The organism is Holdemania sp. Marseille-P2844 (assembly GCF_900120005.1).
Classification (GTDB): Bacteria; Bacillota_I; Bacilli_A; order Erysipelotrichales; family Erysipelotrichaceae; genus Holdemania.
Genome location: NZ_LT635450.1, coordinates 72680 through 90066 on the forward strand (window position 1 = coordinate 72680; position 17387 = coordinate 90066).

Annotated in this window: 15 protein-coding genes; 3 read left to right on the forward strand and 12 right to left on the reverse strand. The window is 50.8% G+C overall.

Features of this window, described 5'->3' with window-relative positions:
- Positions 1-37: 37 nt before the first annotated feature.
- From BQ7364_RS05070 to BQ7364_RS05095, 6 genes are all read right to left on the reverse strand, one after another.
- Positions 38-1099 carry a hypothetical protein gene (locus BQ7364_RS05070; protein WP_072683716.1) on the reverse strand — a complete coding sequence of 354 codons (1062 nt, stop codon included), beginning with the start codon at positions 1097-1099 and terminating at the stop codon, positions 38-40.
- Between the two features lie 301 nt (positions 1100-1400).
- On the reverse strand, positions 1401-2180 hold the full coding sequence (locus BQ7364_RS05075; protein WP_072683717.1) for an ABC transporter ATP-binding protein: 780 nt from the start codon (positions 2178-2180) through the stop codon (positions 1401-1403).
- Entirely contained in the window at positions 2173-3168 is a 996-nt protein-coding gene (locus BQ7364_RS05080) for a FecCD family ABC transporter permease (protein WP_072683718.1), read from the reverse strand. The genes BQ7364_RS05075 and BQ7364_RS05080 overlap by 8 nt, the downstream gene beginning before the upstream one ends.
- Positions 3165-4187 carry an ABC transporter substrate-binding protein gene (locus BQ7364_RS05085; protein ID WP_159432754.1) on the reverse strand — a complete coding sequence of 341 codons (1023 nt, stop codon included), beginning with the start codon at positions 4185-4187 and terminating at the stop codon, positions 3165-3167. Before BQ7364_RS05085 ends, BQ7364_RS05080 begins: the two co-directional genes overlap by 4 nt.
- 278 nt (positions 4188-4465) lie before the next feature.
- Positions 4466-5224, reverse strand: a complete 759-nt coding sequence (locus BQ7364_RS05090) for a sirohydrochlorin cobaltochelatase (protein ID WP_072683719.1) — start codon at positions 5222-5224, stop codon at positions 4466-4468.
- A 7-nt stretch (positions 5225-5231) separates the two neighbouring features.
- Complete coding sequence (locus BQ7364_RS05095) at positions 5232-7796, reverse strand: FAD-dependent oxidoreductase (protein WP_072683720.1); 2565 nt, start codon at positions 7794-7796, stop codon at positions 5232-5234.
- 141 nt (positions 7797-7937) lie between these two features.
- Here BQ7364_RS05095 and BQ7364_RS05100 point away from each other — a divergent pair, with 141 nt between their 5' ends.
- The 3 genes from BQ7364_RS05100 to BQ7364_RS05110 all read left to right on the forward strand — a co-directional run bounded on the left by BQ7364_RS05100 (position 7938) and on the right by BQ7364_RS05110 (position 9971).
- On the forward strand, positions 7938-8828 hold the full coding sequence (locus BQ7364_RS05100; protein ID WP_072683721.1) for a LysR family transcriptional regulator: 891 nt from the start codon (positions 7938-7940) through the stop codon (positions 8826-8828).
- Complete coding sequence (locus BQ7364_RS05105; RefSeq protein ID WP_072683722.1) at positions 8825-9301, forward strand: GNAT family N-acetyltransferase; 477 nt, start codon at positions 8825-8827, stop codon at positions 9299-9301. The genes BQ7364_RS05100 and BQ7364_RS05105 overlap by 4 nt, the downstream gene beginning before the upstream one ends.
- 391 nt (positions 9302-9692) lie before the next feature.
- A complete protein-coding gene (locus BQ7364_RS05110) occupies positions 9693-9971 on the forward strand; it encodes an ATP-binding protein (RefSeq protein ID WP_072683723.1) in 279 nt (92 codons plus the stop codon).
- A gap of 117 nt (positions 9972-10088) precedes the next feature.
- On the opposite strand, the gene BQ7364_RS05115 is transcribed toward BQ7364_RS05110, so the two are convergent.
- The 6 genes from BQ7364_RS05115 to BQ7364_RS05140 form a co-directional block, all read right to left on the reverse strand.
- Positions 10089-11267 carry an ATP-binding protein gene (locus tag BQ7364_RS05115; RefSeq protein WP_229100750.1) on the reverse strand — a complete coding sequence of 393 codons (1179 nt, stop codon included), beginning with the start codon at positions 11265-11267 and terminating at the stop codon, positions 10089-10091.
- A 550-nt stretch (positions 11268-11817) separates the two neighbouring features.
- Complete coding sequence (locus tag BQ7364_RS05120) at positions 11818-13008, reverse strand: sulfatase-like hydrolase/transferase (protein WP_255370385.1); 1191 nt, start codon at positions 13006-13008, stop codon at positions 11818-11820.
- A gap of 66 nt (positions 13009-13074) precedes the next feature.
- Positions 13075-14742, reverse strand: a complete 1668-nt coding sequence (locus BQ7364_RS05125; RefSeq protein ID WP_200798764.1) for a recombinase family protein — start codon at positions 14740-14742, stop codon at positions 13075-13077.
- Positions 14743-14822: 80 nt separating this feature from the next.
- Positions 14823-15137 carry a hypothetical protein gene (locus tag BQ7364_RS05130; protein WP_072683726.1) on the reverse strand — a complete coding sequence of 105 codons (315 nt, stop codon included), beginning with the start codon at positions 15135-15137 and terminating at the stop codon, positions 14823-14825.
- Positions 15138-15157: 20 nt separating this feature from the next.
- On the reverse strand, positions 15158-16447 hold the full coding sequence (locus tag BQ7364_RS05135; RefSeq protein ID WP_072683962.1) for a plasmid recombination protein: 1290 nt from the start codon (positions 16445-16447) through the stop codon (positions 15158-15160).
- A 447-nt stretch (positions 16448-16894) separates the two neighbouring features.
- Positions 16895-17110, reverse strand: a complete 216-nt coding sequence (locus BQ7364_RS05140; protein WP_055228675.1) for a type 2 periplasmic-binding domain-containing protein — start codon at positions 17108-17110, stop codon at positions 16895-16897.
- Positions 17111-17387: the final 277 nt, after the last annotated feature.

Sequence of the window (17387 nt, forward strand, 5' to 3'; positions counted from 1 at the left end):
GCCTTATCATCCTTTTATTGTCAACACTGGATTCCAATCAATCATGAGAAAAAGAGAACTGAGTATTATTAATGGTCCGATTCTTTAAATCAGAAAGCTTTTTAAGCTGATCATGAAAATCTTCCAGCGTATTAATCTTATATAAAACATGGACGATCTGATTGATATCTTCTTCCGTTAAGTTAGATAAACACGCCTCATCTGTTTCCGTCAACGCTAATTTCTGATTTAATACATCCTTCAGCAATAAGATTTTCCCTTTCCGCATCCCTTTTTCTATGCCTTTTTTATACACCGTCTTCTCATCCATCTCGTCGTATTTCATCCGCATCCTGGCGATCGCATCACTGGTGTCCTTTAAAAAATCCATCCGTTTTTCTTCCATCATTCGAATAACCTCCTCTTTCTCTATCAATTCATGAATGATCTTCTGCTTTTTCGGATCCCGGCTGTATCGAAGCATATATGTGATCTTGTCTGAAATCCGCCATTGTTCTGTCGGAATTCTCTCTAACGCCTGTGTTTTTTCCATCTCGATCCAAAGCGTCCGGCAGCGTTCCTTCGGCATCCATTTGCTTGTTTTTTCGTTAGTATACCGATGGTAATGCAAGTATTCACGACTCGCTTTCATCTCCGGCATCCGCCTGGTAATCATAATCTGAAGCACAGGAATAAAATCAAAGCTGCCGCCCACTTCAATCTGATCGGAAACCATCCTTGAGGCATAGCCCTGCGACCGCAGCGATAACGATTCCGCCATCCGATAATTCTGCATTTCTAAATTTACCAGCATCGGCTTTCCCTGATCATCCCGGATCCTCACCATGACGTCGTAGCGGACCCCTTTCTCCCGGAAGTTTGCCTTCACCGGTTCTGTCGCTTCCGATCCTATCCACACAATCCGCCGATGAAGCAAATCCGAGAGATACATCGTCAGAATCTTTCGGGAAACCGGATTCTCCGCGTTCATCACATGACGGAACACGTCGTTATCCCGATAATCAAGAGCGGCCAGACTTTTTCTAGCCTGAGCGCGGGTCAGTCCCGCCTGCTGTAATTGTTGTTCGGAAATGTTGAGAAGTAAGTTACTTTGTTTCATATTCAGGAGCCTCCTAATATTAATATTGCGGAAAATCAGGAAAAGCCCCTTAAAAGAATTGAAATTTGTAAAAATACTTTTTTGAATTAATCTTTCTGAGCTTATTATAACTCAGTACCGTTTTATTTTCAATTTCCTCTTTATATCTTTTATTCTTTTCATTTATTAAAATCTACAGCGTTTTTAAGTTATATTTTTTTCATATAATCTATTATCTAAAGCTAAAAACCAGACAAATCCGTAATTTCGCCGAGGCGTTTTCCGAATCTGTCTGGTTTTTCCTTTTTATCTTAAGTTCAAGCTATTCCCCGCCTTGATTCAGCGGCCGGAACAGTATAAACTCATTTCCTGTTTCATCCTTGACCTGTTTTGGACACAGCCCGAAAACAGACTGCGGCAGACCGCTGATCAGAAAATCCTCCGGCGTGCCCGTGAACACCCGATTCCCCTGATCCAGTACACAGACCTGATCGGCCAGTTCAACGGCATCCGCCAGCTCATGCAGAATCAAAACCACCGTTTTGCCTTCCGCCTTCATCCGGCGCAAAAGCGCATAGACAACACGGCGGTATTCCATGTCCAAACTGGCCGTGGGTTCGTCCAACAGCACCACCGGCGTATCCTGCGCCAACAGCATTGCAAAGTAAGCCAGCTGGCGTTCGCCGCCGGAACAGTGACAGACTAAATCCTCCGCATGCGCCGCAATCTCGGCCTGTTCCATAGCCCGCTGCACTTTCTGTTCATCCGCAGCGCTTAACTGTCCGCCCCATCCCAGATAAGGCTGACGGCCGTAACCCGTCAACGTGCGCACGGTGATCGGCGGCCGCGGCAGTATTTGCGGCAGCAGTGCGATCCGGCGGGATCGTTCCTGCGGGGTCAGAGAGCGCAGCGAACAGCCGTCCAGCGTCACCTGACCGCGCCAGCGGGTCTGCGTCATCGCCAGGCATCGCAAGAGCGACGTCTTACCGCTGCCGTTGCGCCCCAGCAGCACCGTGATCTGACCCGCTTCCGCTTGAAAATCAACCTGCTTGAGAATGGTTTTAGATCCCAGCCGCAGGCTGATCTGCTGGGCCCTAAGCATAACGCCCCCGTCGCTGGAACAGGATAAACAGGAAGAACGGCGCGCCCAACAGCGCCATCAGAATCCCCGCCGGCAATTCCGCCGGGGAAAAGAGCGTCCGTCCCGCTAAGTCCGACAGCACGACTAAATTCGCGCCCAACAGCGCGGTCACCGGCACCAGAATCCGCAGGTCATGACCCGCCAGCTTCCGCGCCAGATGCGGCACGATCAAGCCGACAAACCCCAGCAGCCCGGCATACGTAACTACTGCCGCGCACAGCGCGCTGGCCAGAATCAGACAGATCACCCGCAGCGCTTTGACCTTTACGCCTAACGTAGCGGCCAGCTCATCACCCAGACACAACAGATTCAACTGCGGTGCTAATCCCCAGGCAAGACCCGTTCCCACCCCGATCATGATTGCGGGGAAAACCAGATCCGCCCCCTGAACGCCGGAAAATCCGCCGATCGAAAACGCCGAATACGACGCCAGGGCATCGGGAACCAGCTGTGAAAGAAAAGAGATCCCGGCGCTGAGCAGCGAGCTGACTGCGACCCCGGCCAGCAGCACCGTCGACTTGGACTGATGTCCGCCCGCGCTCACCGAAATTCCCAACACCAGAAATGTCGTGAACAACGCGCCCGCAAACGCCGCCAGCGGCAGAACCGCAAACGCCATCGGGAACAGGCAAAGCAGAACCATGACCGCAAAGCCCGCGCCGGAATTCACGCCGATGATATTCGGCGAACACAGATAGTTACCCGTTGCGCTTTGAAGCAGAAGACCGGAGACCGCCAGCCCCACGCCGGCCAGCACAGCCCCGGCAACCCGCGGCAGCCGCAGCTGCAGCACGATCAGCCGCACCGTCGGATCGCCGCCGTCCGTAAAGACGGCGATCACCTCATCCAGCGGAAACCGGGCGCTGCCCAGCGCCAGTCCGCTCAGTCCCAGCACCGCTAACAGCAGAAAGAGAAACGGTATCAGAACCCGTTTCTTCTTGATCTTCATGAAAAGCTCTCCGGATACAACAGGCCGGCTAATACGCGGTAGGCTTCAGCCCAGCGGGCATTGGGCTTATAATGAAACAAGTCTTTGGACAAATAGGTGCAGCGGCCGTTTTTCACCGCTTCCAGATCACGCCAGCCACTTTCCTGAAGCAGGCTGTCCATATAAGCCCGGGCCGCTTCTTCATTGCCCTGGGGAACGATCAGGATCACATCCGGCTGATTCAGCAGAATGCTTTCCAACGCCAGTCCCTCCGACAATGCGCCGGCTTCATCCGCGATGTTGACCGCGCCCAGTTCCTCCAGCATGCCGCCGACGAAGTGATCCTTCGCCGTTTTCGCCTTTGTCGCGGAATAGCCTGAGCCCGCCCGGATAAATAAGACCGAGACCGGTTCCTGGCCCCAGCGGGCCTGCGTCACTTCCGCCAGCAGCGTCTCGATTTCCTGCTGAACGTTGAGTCCGTAGGTCTTATAGGCCTCAGTATTCCCGGTGATCTGCGTGAATAATTTTAATAAGGAAAGATAATCCGCAAAGCTTTCCTCTTTCAAGGCCGCGCATGGAATCCCATAGCCGCTTAACTGACCGCACAGCTCAGCCTGCGCGCCCATATCCGCCGAAGCGATCACGAAGTCCGGCTGCTGGGCAATCAGCTGCTCCGCGTCGATCTTTAACCCGGCGCCATCATCCACCAGCGGCGTCTCGGCGTTGACAAATCCGCGCTTCACGCTGTCGCCGACCGTTACCGCGACGTCCCCGCCCGCCAGCTGCCACAGCTCGGCATACGAGGAAAACAACACCGCCGGCCGTTGCGGGGCCTGGGACAACGTGATTTCCCGATCCAGCGCGTCGGTAAAGGTCAGCGGATAGCTTGCGGCCGCCGCGTTTTCTTCCGGCTGCGGTGTCGCCGCCGGCGTCGTTTGACAGCCGGCCATCGCCGCCAGGATCATCAGCGCAGCCAGAACCTTGGCCGCTTTGTTTTTCACTTTAAATTCAGACAAAAAAATGTCCGGTTTTCTGCTCATCTTCAATCCTCCTGATTTCATCATTTCTCCGGCGTATCGCAGCCGGAAAAACGCAGTCCCTGCGGACTGCGGCAGTCCGCTCCCTCGGATCCTTTTCAAATCCGGGAAGCCTGCCTGATCGTTGAAACGCAACGATCACGCTAACATTCGATCGTCAAGATTGAACGTCAGCTGACTCACGAAGATTATTTTAAAGCCCTCGCCCGACATTGCGGTATGGCAAATCTCAATTCGTAAGCGAAACGAGCGTTGCCGCTCGTCTTTTAGTATTTTATTGTCTATCCGTTGAATCCCGTTTCTTCCGTGAATGAAAGAAACAATTCCTGAAAAGCTGGACAGCTGCCCAGTTCCAGATCGGAGATCGTCACGGACAGCGCGGGATAAGCCGCCGTCCAGCTCCGGCTTTCCTGCCGGACTTCCTGAGCGTGATGACCCGCACACAACATCAGAAAATTCAATTCAACCCGCCGGGCTCCGCTTTGATTCCATTTTTCCAGCAGCTCGCTTAAGCTTGGTCCGCCATGCAGCAGCGCGATCGACAGATCATCGCGGCCCGCTGATTTCAGCTGTGTCTGCAGCGCGGCATAAGCCGAATTCGCTCCCTGCGCACAGCCATGTCCCAACAAAACCCGGGTCAGCCCTGGCTCGGCGGGAAACAGCGCGTCCAGCGTCTGAGCGCAAGCCTGACTTCTTGAACAGAGCAGCGGGGGAATCAGAATCAGCTGATCAAAATCAGCCCGCCGTTGTTCCACCTGGCTTCGCAGCTTATCCCACTCTGCGCCTTCCGCTAACAACAGACTGTTCACTGCCACGCGCCGGCAGCCTTGTTCTGCAAGCTGGCTCAGCGCCTCGCCGACTAACGGCAGCAGTTTTCCCTGTGCTGCCAGATGCGCCTGAATCCGCGGACTGGTCAGTGCCAACGCGTTAGGAAGCCGGGGAAATTGCTGAACCGCGGCCTGATGCACAGCGGCGAAGCAGCGCTCAAAACGCTGCGGATCGGCGGTTCCAAACGCCGCGCTTACCCAACCGTCAAGCATGATCAAACTAGCACTTCGCTCCGCCGACAACCGTCTTCTTCAGGATGCTGTCCTTGTCGATCGAACCGTTAAGCAGCTTGTCTTCCACATAATCGAAGCCTAAGCGCGCGATCGTATCGGCAAAGCGTTCGCCGGTAATCCCTTCATCGCGATAGAACAGGATCGCCCGTTCAACTAACGCCAGCACTTCTTCCTCGCTCGTGAAGATCCGCGACAGCGGTTTGCCTTCCGCGACCTTCTTGCCCCAGCGGCCGCCGATGTAAACTTTATAACCGTAGGTGCTTTCTTCAATCGCCTTGAACGGACACTTGGATACGCATCGTCCGCAATGATTGCACAGGTCGGCGTCGATCTGAAGCTTGCCGTCGACCATCTTCGCAGCCCCAATCGGACAGGTTTTTTCAATCTGACAGACCTGACAGCCGCGGCACTTCGCCATGTTGATCTCCGGGATCCGCTGGCCGACGATGCCTAAATCGTTCAGATTCGGCTTGACGCAGTTGTTCGGGCAGCCGCCGACCGCCAGCTTAAACTTATGCGGCAGCACGACGTCATGATAGCCGATATAAAACAGATCGTGTAATTTCTGACTTAACTGGAACGTGTCGATCAGACCATATTGGCAGGTTGTGCCCTTGCAGGAAACAACCGGACGAACCTTCGATCCCGTACCGCCGGTTTCCAGCCCGGCGTCGTTTAAGAACGTCATCAGCGCGTCCAGATTCGCGTAAGGAACACCCTGGACTTCTAACGTCAGACGCGTCGTCATCGTGACTTCGCCGGTTCCAAACAGCTCAGCCGCTTCGGCGATCTTGCGCTGTTCCTCGCTGGTGATCTTGCCGTTGCGGGTGATCACGCGGACGTTGAAGCGATCCGGATAACGTTTATCCTGTAAACAGCCCAAGCCCTTGACGCGTTTGATTTCATCCGGCGGAATCGCCGCCCCGGCAAACTGCACCTTCACTTCATTAATCGTGACGCCGCCTTCCAGGACGACCGTCTGGGTATAGCCGAAGTGACGCAGCCGGTTCTGAAGCAGATACGCGCGGCGGCCGCGGTTGCAGACCAACAACAGTTTGGCATCAAGATCAAGACCTTCGATCGGGCCGTTGACCTGAGCCAGATCCACCCATTTTGCGCCGGCGATCGTCGGCTTCGGCAGCACGTCGACAACCTGATAGTCCTTTGCGGCTCCATTGGCATAGTCCGCCGGCGTCATCGACATCATCGCACCGGACAGCTTATTTTCCAAGACCAGGCAAGCCTGGACAAACGGATGTATCGCGGTGGAGAACGGCGGTGCGTAGGAATAGTCCAGACTGTTGAACGCTTCCAGCGTCATGCCCGCGGCAATGCCCGTTACGGCGATGTCGACCATTTTATCGACGGCGCTGCCCAGCACCTGGATGCCCAGAAGCTGATGCGTCGAACGATCGGCGATTAATTTTGTCATAAAGAAGGAAGAGCCTGGATAATAGTGTGCTTTATCATCGCTGGCGCAGACCACCGTGACCGGTTCATAGCCGGCTTCCCGGGCCTGCGCTTCCGTCAGACCGGTGCGGCCGGCGTTAAAGCCTTCGCCCAAGCGCACGACGCCGGTGCCCAGACAGCCGCCGTATGGCGTTTCCGTTCCAGTCATCGTACAGGCTAAAGCCCGCGCGGTAATGTTGGCCGTCGATCCCATCGCCGACCACTGAGGCTGATGGGTCTGTTGGTTTCTCACCAGCGCGCAGTCGCCGGCGGCATAGACGTCAGGAATGTTGGTGCGCATCATTTCATCCACGACAATCGCGCCCTTTTCCATGGCCAGACCGCTGCCGTTCAGGAACGTGGTCGCCGGCCGGATGCCGATCGCCAGCACGACCAGATCCGCGCCGATCCGGCTGCCGCCGGCCAGTACGCCGTCCGCCCGTTCCGTACCGGTGATCTCGCTTAATGGTGTTCCGGTCAAAACCCGGATGCCATTCTGGCGCAGACGCCGGCGGGCATATCCCGCCATTTCCGGATCGAAAATCTTCGGCAGAATCTGATCCGCCGCATCGATCACGGTGACAGCCAGACCCTGAGCCTGTAAATTCTCCGCAATTTCCAAGCCGATGAAGCCCGCGCCCACCACGACGGCGCTGCGGCAATGCCGGTCCTGAACGTAAGCCCGCAAAGCGATCGCGTCATCCGGAGTCCGCATCGTAAAGACGCCCGGCAGCCGGATGCCTTCCACCTGCGGAACAAACGGCGTCGCGCCGGTCGCGATGACCAGCTTATCATAGCTCTCCAGCCAGGTCTGTCCCTGGCACAGCGCCGTGACGGTTTTCGCCTGGAAATTGACGCTTGTCACTTCGCAGCGGGTCACGACCTCCACGCCCGTCAGTCCCGTATATTTTTCCGGGGTATTGACGATCAATTCCTCCCGGCTTTCAATCATCCCTCCGACATAATACGGAAGACCGCATCCAGCGTAGGAAATATCCGCGCTCTGCGTCAGAATTTTTACTTCCGCGCCGCGGTTTTGGCGTTTGATCTTGGCCGCCGCCTTGGTCCCTGCCGCAACGCCGCCGATCACTAATACTTTCATACCCAGCTCCTCCTTATCAGACTGTGATTTTGTACAATCATTGAACAGTCTCTCACGTTGTAAAATTATAGCACAGGGGCTATAATAAAAGAAAATTGTTAATACTTATCTGTTGATTCGTTTTTCTTATGAGGTGAACCCATGATTGATTATCGGATCCCAACCTTTTTAGCGCTTTATGAACTGATGAATTACCGCCGCACCGCCGAGCAGCTCAAACTCAGCCAGCCTGCCGTCACTCAGCAGATTCATGCGCTGGAAGGGGAATATGGCTGCCGGCTGTTCACTTATGACGGAAGCCGTCTGTACCGCACCCCGGAAGCGGAAAAGCTGGCGCAGTATGCCCGCGCCGCCGTGTATAACGACCAACGGATGCGCCAGGAACTGTCCGCTCCCAAAATTCTGACCCTCCGCCTCGGCGCAACCAAAACGATCGGCGAATTCATCATCGGCGAGGATCTCTGCCGCTTTCTCAAACGGCCTGACCGCACTCTTGAAATCGTGGTGGAAAACACACGCGAACTGCTTCACCGTCTGGATCAGGAGGAGCTGGACTTCGCGTTGGTGGAGGGCAGCTTCGATAAAAGCCGTTACGGCTACCGGCGCTTTCAATCCGCTCCGTTTGTCGGGCTGTGTCATCGCGATCATCCCTTTGCGAGCAGAAAAGTCACCGGTGAAGCCCTGGCCGATCAAAGCGTCATCCTGCGCGAAGCGGGCTCCGGAACGCGCGCGATCTTTGAGAAATCATTGCAGGAGAGCGGGTATTCACTGGATAAAATCGGACGGATCATCTGCGTCAACAATTTTGCCCTGATCGTGCGGATGGTGAGTGAAAACCTCGGCGTTTCCTTCGCCTATTCCGCCGTTGCCGCAGGTCATCCCGAGCTGACGACCTTCTCGCTGGAAGGCTTGAGCGAACAGCGGGAGTTTAATTTTGTGTATTTAAACGGGACGCACGCCGATCAGCTGATCGACGAGATCTTCCCGAATTCTTCTTGCCAACAGAATGATTATGAAAGAGGTGGGTTATGAATTATCGGAAAATGAGCGAAGCCGACGCCCGGCTGATCGAACAGTGGCGTTATCCTGGCGAATACGCAATCTATGATGAACCCCGGTTCTCAGAAATTCCCGCCAGTCAGCGCGAGCATTTCATCAGCTTCTTTGAACAGGATCAGCTGATCGGCTTTGTTAATTTATTGGAGGAAGAAACGGAGGTTTTTTTCGGTATCGGCGTTCATCCGCAGGCTTGTTCCCGCGGCGTCGGCACGGCGATCACCCGCGAAGCGATTGCGATTGCCAAACAACGCTGGCCGCACAAGCCTTTGTATCTGGAAGTCAGGACGTGGAATCAGCGGGCTGTGGCTTGTTATGAAAGGGCAGGTTTTGTCATTACCAAAAAAGTCCAGCTGACGACTCAGTTGGGACCTGGGCTTTTCTATCACATGGAAACCAACCGGCCGGATGAATCCATCAGGGATACTGCCGCTAAATCATCGAAGTGATGAATCCTCGGCGCCCGCCAATCGGTTCATAAGTACTTTTACATGATTCCCATTACGAAAATAGCCGGGCAGCAGATCACAGGTCAACCGGCTGGACTATACATTGGATAAAATCATTCTCTTCGATTTAATTATCGTCAATTAGATCACTTTATAATAGAGCTTCATTCTAAACAGATTATAGAAAAGAATATCGAAGGACAATTCGTAAATTATCAGTTATAAAAGAAATAATTCACTTCATTTTTTATCAGATAGAACTGATAAAATAATACACCCCTTAGATATTTCAGGGTATAATTTAAAAATATTTCATTGCCGATTATGGAATTCGCGAAGCAATCTATGACGGAAATCTTAAAGATATCAATTTAATTCTGGAGAATATTGTTTGTATGGAATTGCTGCGCCGGGTTATACTGTGACCGTAGGCCGAGCCGCAGAAAAAGAAGTCGATTTTATCTGTGATAAAAAAGGTTCAAGATTGTATATTCAAGTTACATATCGTTTGGCTTCTGAGGAAACAATCCAACGTGAATTCAGCGTCTATGATTTGATCCGTGATCACTATTCAAAATACATAGTTTCTATGGATGAATTGAATTTGAGCAGGAACAGCATCAAGCACCAGAATATTCGTGACTTTCTCTTAACCGAAAATTGGGAATAAGAATTCAATTTCATCAAGGATTTACACTCTCGGCTTTCAAAGCAATACTGTCTGTTAATGTTCATTGTTGAAAGTGATACTTGTTTTCTGTCAGTCTTGTCACATCCTTTTTAATTTTTAATATTCATCCTCAAGTAAAAAATCCGCCAAATGCACAATTTTAACACCGTTGATATTTCCGGCAGCCAGTTCGTCCAGCGTTACCACATATTTTGGGTAGTGGTCTTTAATTTCAAGGAGATTGGCAACCTCCCGATCAGATTCCTCCGGCAGTCTGCGGCACACCTGAACGTAAATCCGTTCATCACGACGCACCGCTACGAAATCGATCTCTCTTGTTTCATTTTTGCCAATATAAACATCATAGCCTTTTCGCCGTAGTTCAAAGTAAACGATGTTTTCGAGCATGGCTGCAATAGACTTAGGGTTAAAGCCCATTATGCAGTATTTGAGAGAAGAATCGGCAAGATAAAATTTCTCCTGCGTTTTCAGTACAGATTTTCCCTGTAAATCGTATCTCTGGCAGCGATAAATTACAAAAGCCTTTTCCAGCCAATTCAGATAGTTGTAAACCGCTTCAACAGACAGGGAACGCCCCTTGCTTTTCAGAAACTTCACGATTGCATTCGCAGAAAAGGTTTTTCCTACATTTTCAACAATATAGCGAACAACACGGTTGAACAAATCAAAATTCGCTATATTGTGCCGTTTTGTAATATCGCTTGTTATGACAGAGTTGTAAATGCCCTCTACGATCTGATAAGCAGCACGCTCGTCAAAGCTGCCGAGTGCAACAATGGGGAAACCACCCAACCGGATATATTCATTCAAAAGTTCTCTCGTTGAAAGACCGCTTTGTTTTTTAAACTCCAAATACTCTGCAAAAGACAAGGTATAAACCGGAATAGAAATATATCGCCCTGTCAGATAAGTTGAAATTTCGCTGGACATCAATTTCGAATTGGAACCGGTTACATAAATATCGGTATCGGTATTTTCAAGCAGACTGTTCACCGCTTTTTCCCAACCGTCGATTTCCTGCACTTCATCAAGAAGAAGGTAATATCGTCCGCCGCTATTCATCTGCGCCTTGATGCCTTCATAAATATTTTTATCCGTCATACCGTCGTCAAAATCCTCCGGGGTATAACACATGCTGATAATGTGATCTGCGGCAACGCCGTTGTTCTGCAGGTCATCCCGCAGCATTTCTAAAATAGTGGATTTTCCGCAGCGTCGGATGCCGGCCAGTATTTTTACAAGCGGTACATCACGGTAGGTTTTCAGCAGTTCCATATACTGCGATCTTATAATCATCATATTGCTCCCCTGTTTATCACGAATAGTATAACCAAAAAACTTCGATTTAGTAAATAGTTTTTACCGTAAAACCGTAAAAACTTTAGAATATTCTTTACTTTTTCGTTTTAAAATAAATTTATTTTCATTGAAAAACGGCACAGGTGATCTTCGTGTGTTGTCATCCTAGAGATACGTTTTTGTGTATGGGTTGGATTTGACGCTTACCTTAGATGTGTTGATTACCCATTTCCGAGTAAGAGCCTTTAAAGTCTCTTTCAGCTTTTTCTTTGCATTTTCTTTTTATTTATTTTGATTCTTTTCGCTCTTTTTTCACTCATTTTTCCTGATGTTCAAAAGTATATCAATCCTTTTAAGCATGAAAAAGCCACCATGATCATTACTGAAAACTCAGTGTATCAGGTGGTTTCATTAAAAATATAAGCTACATTCTAGTCTTGTAGCATAAGACCTTGAGAGAATGATGCTCGATCCCGCTGAGCTACGGTTGCGTTAGCGAAAAACCACGCCCTCATGCTTACGCTTGTTATTCCTCGCCATAGGTCCGGCCGGGAAGCATCGTTTTCATCGGTACGTTATCGGTTGTTTCAATCAGCTTTTTCAACAGCCAATCCTTCATCTTTGCGATTTCCGCGCTGTAACGCTTGTCGTCGACGTCGTTCTTTTCCTCAAACGGATCCTGACTTAAATCATAGAATTCATCTTTTTCAAACAGCCGATAGACATATTTATAGCGCGGGCCGCGAACCATGAACGCCTTTGTGTGCTCCGGCATTCGGGTCTGCGCTTCCAGACGCGGCCAGTAAATTGACTCCCGGCCGGTGTAGCCCTCCATCGCCTGTTTTTCACCTTTGATTCGGCCACCTTCACTTAAGACGTATTCATGCAGCTCAACATCCCCCTGAAACAAAGAGGTCAGCGATTTTCCAAACTGCGTATAGTCCAGCTCATAGCCCATCAGCTCCGCAACCGTCTGCGGCATATCGTTCAACTCCACCATCGCAGAACAAGTCCGTGCCTGATACGGGGTACCCTTGGCGGGACGGATCATGCATGGAATATGCACAAGACAATCCTCAAACGTATTCTGAGTTTTCTCCACCAGCCCATAATCCCCCGTGAAATCGCCATGATCCGCAAACGCGATCACATGCGTATCATCGTAATAGCCTTCCGCTTTCAGCGCGCCGATCACGCGGCCGAGCTGATGATCCAGCTTCGCGACCATTCCGTAGTATGTTGCCCGGATTTCCCGAAAATCCGCGTCAGTCAAAGACGTCAGATTCTGATTCTTCCGGATCCGGTAAAGCAGGCTCGGCTTATCCTTCAGCTCTTCAATATTCCGTGTTTTACGTTGGATTTGACCACGGTCAACCTGCGAAAACCACGGCTGTTCCACTTCATAGGGCGGATGCGGCAGATTCAGCGAAACATACAGGCAGAACGGCTCTTTCAGCTCCTTGTTCCGGATCATCTCCAGCGTCCGCTCGATTACCAGATCATCCTGCGTTTTCGCCGCTGCCGCCTGTGTCATCTCGCCGAAATAAAAGGAATAATAATGCGGATTCTCCGCAATCTCGGCAGGCGAAACAGTCTGGCCGATGCGATGAATCGCATTCGTGCTCATTTCATAACCGATATATTCAAGATCGCAGGTCGCCCGCATTTCCGCTTCGTCCTGACGGTTGAAATAATGCGATTTCCCCATCAAATACACATGATAACCATTGGCTTAATAGTGACAAGTAACTATTTTGTCGCAGAGAACGGTGTGACCCGAAGGTCACGCCGTTTTTCTGCGTTCATAGGTTGTTTGTGTGACAATAGGCTCGGAAATAACGGGAATATCCACATCGTCCACGAAGTTGAAGTAAATCTTCACTTTTTGCTTGCGCTTGCCGCTGGACTTGTCCGGGGCATAGACGATGATCTTCTTGATATACTCGTTTACAATGGTCTGCGTCAGTTCCTCCACATCCACATATTTCTGTGTCAGGGCGATAAAGGCATCCAGACCGTCGTTCATTTCTTCCCGCTGTTCCACCCATTCTTCGGTAACTTCAATTTCGAGCTTTAACCGTTCCTGCTCCGCTTCATAGTCCGCAGCCATCTTTCTGTATCTGTCCTGACTGAGATTTCCAAGAACATAGTCCTCATACAACCGGGAGATAATGACATCCAGATCGGCAAGGCGTTTTTTTGCCTGTTCCACTTTCTTTTTGTCATCCCGGATACTACGCTCCTGGTCAGTCCTGCGGCATTGCAGCCATTCTTCCTGAAAACCGTCCACATCACTTCGGATATACTCATTGACCGCCCGGATGCGTCCCATAACGATTTCACGAAGCACATCCTCCCGGATATAGTGGGCAGTACAAGTGCCACGATTGCTTTTGTAATGGCAGCATACATAATGATCCTGCTTGCCCTCAAAGCTCTTGCTTGTGGCAAAGTGGAGCTTGCCGCCGCAATCGGCACAGAACAGAAGCCCGGAGAACAATCCTTGCCGTTCCGCTTTTGCGGGGCGGCGTTTGTTTTTCCTCAGTTCCTGTACCCGGTCAAACTGTGCCTGAGATACAATCGCTTCCTGTGTGTCCGGCAGATAGAACATATTCTCCGGTTCGTTGGGTATCCGCTTTTTCAGTTTGTAGGACTTGGAATAGGTCTTGAAGTTACAGGTACAACCTGTGTATTCTTGCCTTTCCAGTATGGCTACAACTGTCTGATCTCCCCAGTGGTACGGCCTTTCCGGCATCGGCTTTTTCTTCCGCTTGGCATAGAGTGCCTTTGCGGTCAGAATCTGCTTTTCTTCCAGAATCCTTGCGATCTGCTCCGGGCCTTTGCCATCAATGCAAAGGTCAAAGATAAGTTTGACTACCGGAGCCGCTTCTTCATCCAGAATCCAGTGATCCTTGTCCTCTGGGTCACAGCAATAGCCATAGGGCGGCTTGCCCATGTGCTTCCCGCTGGTTCCTCTCTGTCGCAGGCTGACACGGACTTTCTTACTGGTATCACGGGGATACCACTCGTTGAACAGATTGCGGATTGCGGCGAAGCCCTCGCTGTCTCCCCGGTTACTGTCCACGCCATCGTTTATAGCGATAAAGCGGACATCGTAGCTCGGAAAGATTATATCCGTATATTGTCCAACGGTCAGATAGTCACGCCCAAAGCGACTGAGGTCTTTGACCAGCCAGCAGCCCACAAGCCCCTGTTTGACAAGCTCAAAGCCTTCCTGTACGCCGGGACGATTGAAGTTCGTCCCGGTATAACCGTCATCCACCAAGATTTTCAGATTGGTGTACCCGTGGTCTTTTGCGTATCGAGTCAGGTATTCTTTTTGATTCTGTATCGAATTTGATTCATCAGCCTTGCCGCCCTTGGAATCTTCCTTGATGTCCTCTACGGACAGACGGCAATAGATGATGGTAATTTTCTGCTGATCCAACATAATATCCTCCTTCGGTTGTTGGTCAGCTGACAGAATCGGTGTGCATACTGAAATTATACCATGCTTTTGTGTCGCAGTCATTAACAAATCACCCCCTTGTCAGAAAAAATGAGCCGTTTTACCTTATCGGCAAGCGGCTCACTTCCTGCACATTCAGTTTCAATGACATACCATGTGTTCCCGATCTTACGCTCAATGGTAGTGCGGAACGGAGAAGTCAGAGCTTCCCAACGCTTACGGCATTCTTCCAGAAAGTCAATGGGCGGCTCACAAACCGGCTCATGGTAGTTGATGTCAATAAAGGAACAGGCATCAACCAGTTCCCAGTCCGTGAGGTCATCACGCAGCATCATTTGGTTAAGCTGATCTACGGTATAAATCTTGTTTTCATTCATAGGCAAAATGTTCCTTTCTTTTAGAGTTCCATATCCTGTCCATGCTTGCGGGCAGGTGTTTTAAGTTCCCTTGTTTCCTTTCCTCTGGCGAGTACGGCAGAAATAAAAGCCCGAACCCTTTCGGATGCGATTTCCAGTGCATCCAGATAGGGCTGGGCTTTCTTCTTTAGCTCTTGATATTTTTCGTGCAGCGCATCGTACCGCTGCTTCCAGATCGAAACCGTCTTTTCTGCGGAAGCCAGTTTTTCTTTTAGACGCTTGTTGTCAGCATTGGCGATAATGCCGTTGACCGCATAGCGTTTGAGCGTATCGCACTGATCCTGTGTCAGAGAAACATTTCCGGTAATGGAGCTTTTCTTGCCCATCGCTTCAATATCCTGCACCGTCAGTGCAATGGTTTTTGTCACCTTGGTTTCCTTTTGCAGAGCTTCCAGTTTCTTTTTCTGCTTCTCTGCGGCAGCCTTGGCATCCTCCAAACTCTGCTCAGCCTGTGCCACCTGTCCGGTCACAGCTTCCAACCTCTGCTGTTCAGCCTGTACCTTGAACTGTGTCACCGTCAGATGTTCTTCGGTGCTGCCACGCTCTCCACGCTCCACATCGTCATATCCGGCAGCCCGCATGAAATTAAAAAAGTCATCCTGCAATACACTGTAGGACGACTTCAAAATCTTTTTTCCCTTTGCGTTGATCATGGGATTGCCGTTCTCATCAAGTACTGGCTTACAGTCCCATTTCTTACTTCGGCTGACCTGTGTGATCGTTTCCTTTACGGTTCCACGGAGGGCTTCATCCTTACACCGCTTCGACCAGAGGATCTGTTTTTCCACCACCGGGATATAAACCACGTGAAGGTGGTAGTGGTACACATCCTTGCCCAACGCTTCGGACATTGCCCGGTTGCGCTCATCGGCGTGCATCACAGCGGAGAGGATATACTGCTCACCGCCCACGATCTTCACGGCGGCTCTATAGGCATCGGCATAAAACTGTTTTGCAAATTCATAGCCGCCGTGATTGTAGAAGTAAGCGGAGTTCACATCGAATACCAACTCACCGTATTTGATGGCATCCGGTTTCAGACCTCTGGTGGAGATCATGCCATCCTGTTCCATCTGCTCAAACATTTTTACATAATCGTCCGTGGGGGCTTTGAAATGGACGTTCAGAGAAGTGCGTTCCGGCACGATGTCTTGATTGCTGTAGCTGTCCTTTTCACGCTCATTGTGTTCCTGTACCTTTGCCACATCTGCCGGGGTTTCCAAGTCTTGATTTCTGGCTACGGTACGGTCTATTCCATCATTTCTTGCCATAGATTTTCTTCCTTTCTTTGGGATTTGCAGACAGCGGGGAGCTACGGAGAGGCACTTTTTCAAAGTGTAATAACCCACTATTACACTTTCATCCATACTGGCTGCAAAGTGCCGTGGGCTCTCCGAGGGCTCTTCGTCGTCGCAGACTCCATATCCCTCGCCCCACCGCAAGCGGCAGGGCTCACTCATTCCGTTGCTCCTCCTCACCCCAAAAAGTCTACGACTTTCTGGGGACCCCATAGGGTATGCGGTCGCTGCGGCGACCTCTGCTGACCAAGGCAAAATGTCTGCGCCTTTTCCCTTGGTCAGCCCGTCTGCATGAAGCTGTTCTGCGGAACATTTCTTGCAGACGATGGCAGCGAAAACCGTATCTTTCACTGCCTGTCCATGGGCAGCACTGCGGTGCGCCTATGGGGACGGGAGATGCGAAGGGCTGTTGCCGGGGCATCACTTCTCCCGTCTTTTCTGCCATACGATGTCGTAACCAAGCACAGCGGCAAGCTCCAATACTTCCTTGTATCGTATACTTTCCCGCTGTAATTTTGCGGACAGGTTGGAAACGCTGTCGCTCCATCCGTACTCGTCCGAGAGCAGGTCAACAACTTCCTGCATGGTCATCCCGGCACGGATGATCTGTGCCTTTATTTCGTTGCGTATATTCATATTGATAAAATCCTCCATAATTCAGTTCATGTGTCGGTGCAACCTCTGCGCTCCAAGGTGGAGTGGATGCACCGAACAGTGAAAAATCTGCAATCTCCGAAATCCGTTCAGAATTTCGCTTGTGATGTCCTGTCCATATATGACCATATCCCACTTTGCCGTTTTGTGTGGTTTGGTCTGGAACAGTGAAAACGCCCATTGTTCCGTGAACAGGGTACACGGTTCAGAGAAGCACGATTTCGTGAAATAGTTTCGTCCTGCGGTCAAAAACTTTGCT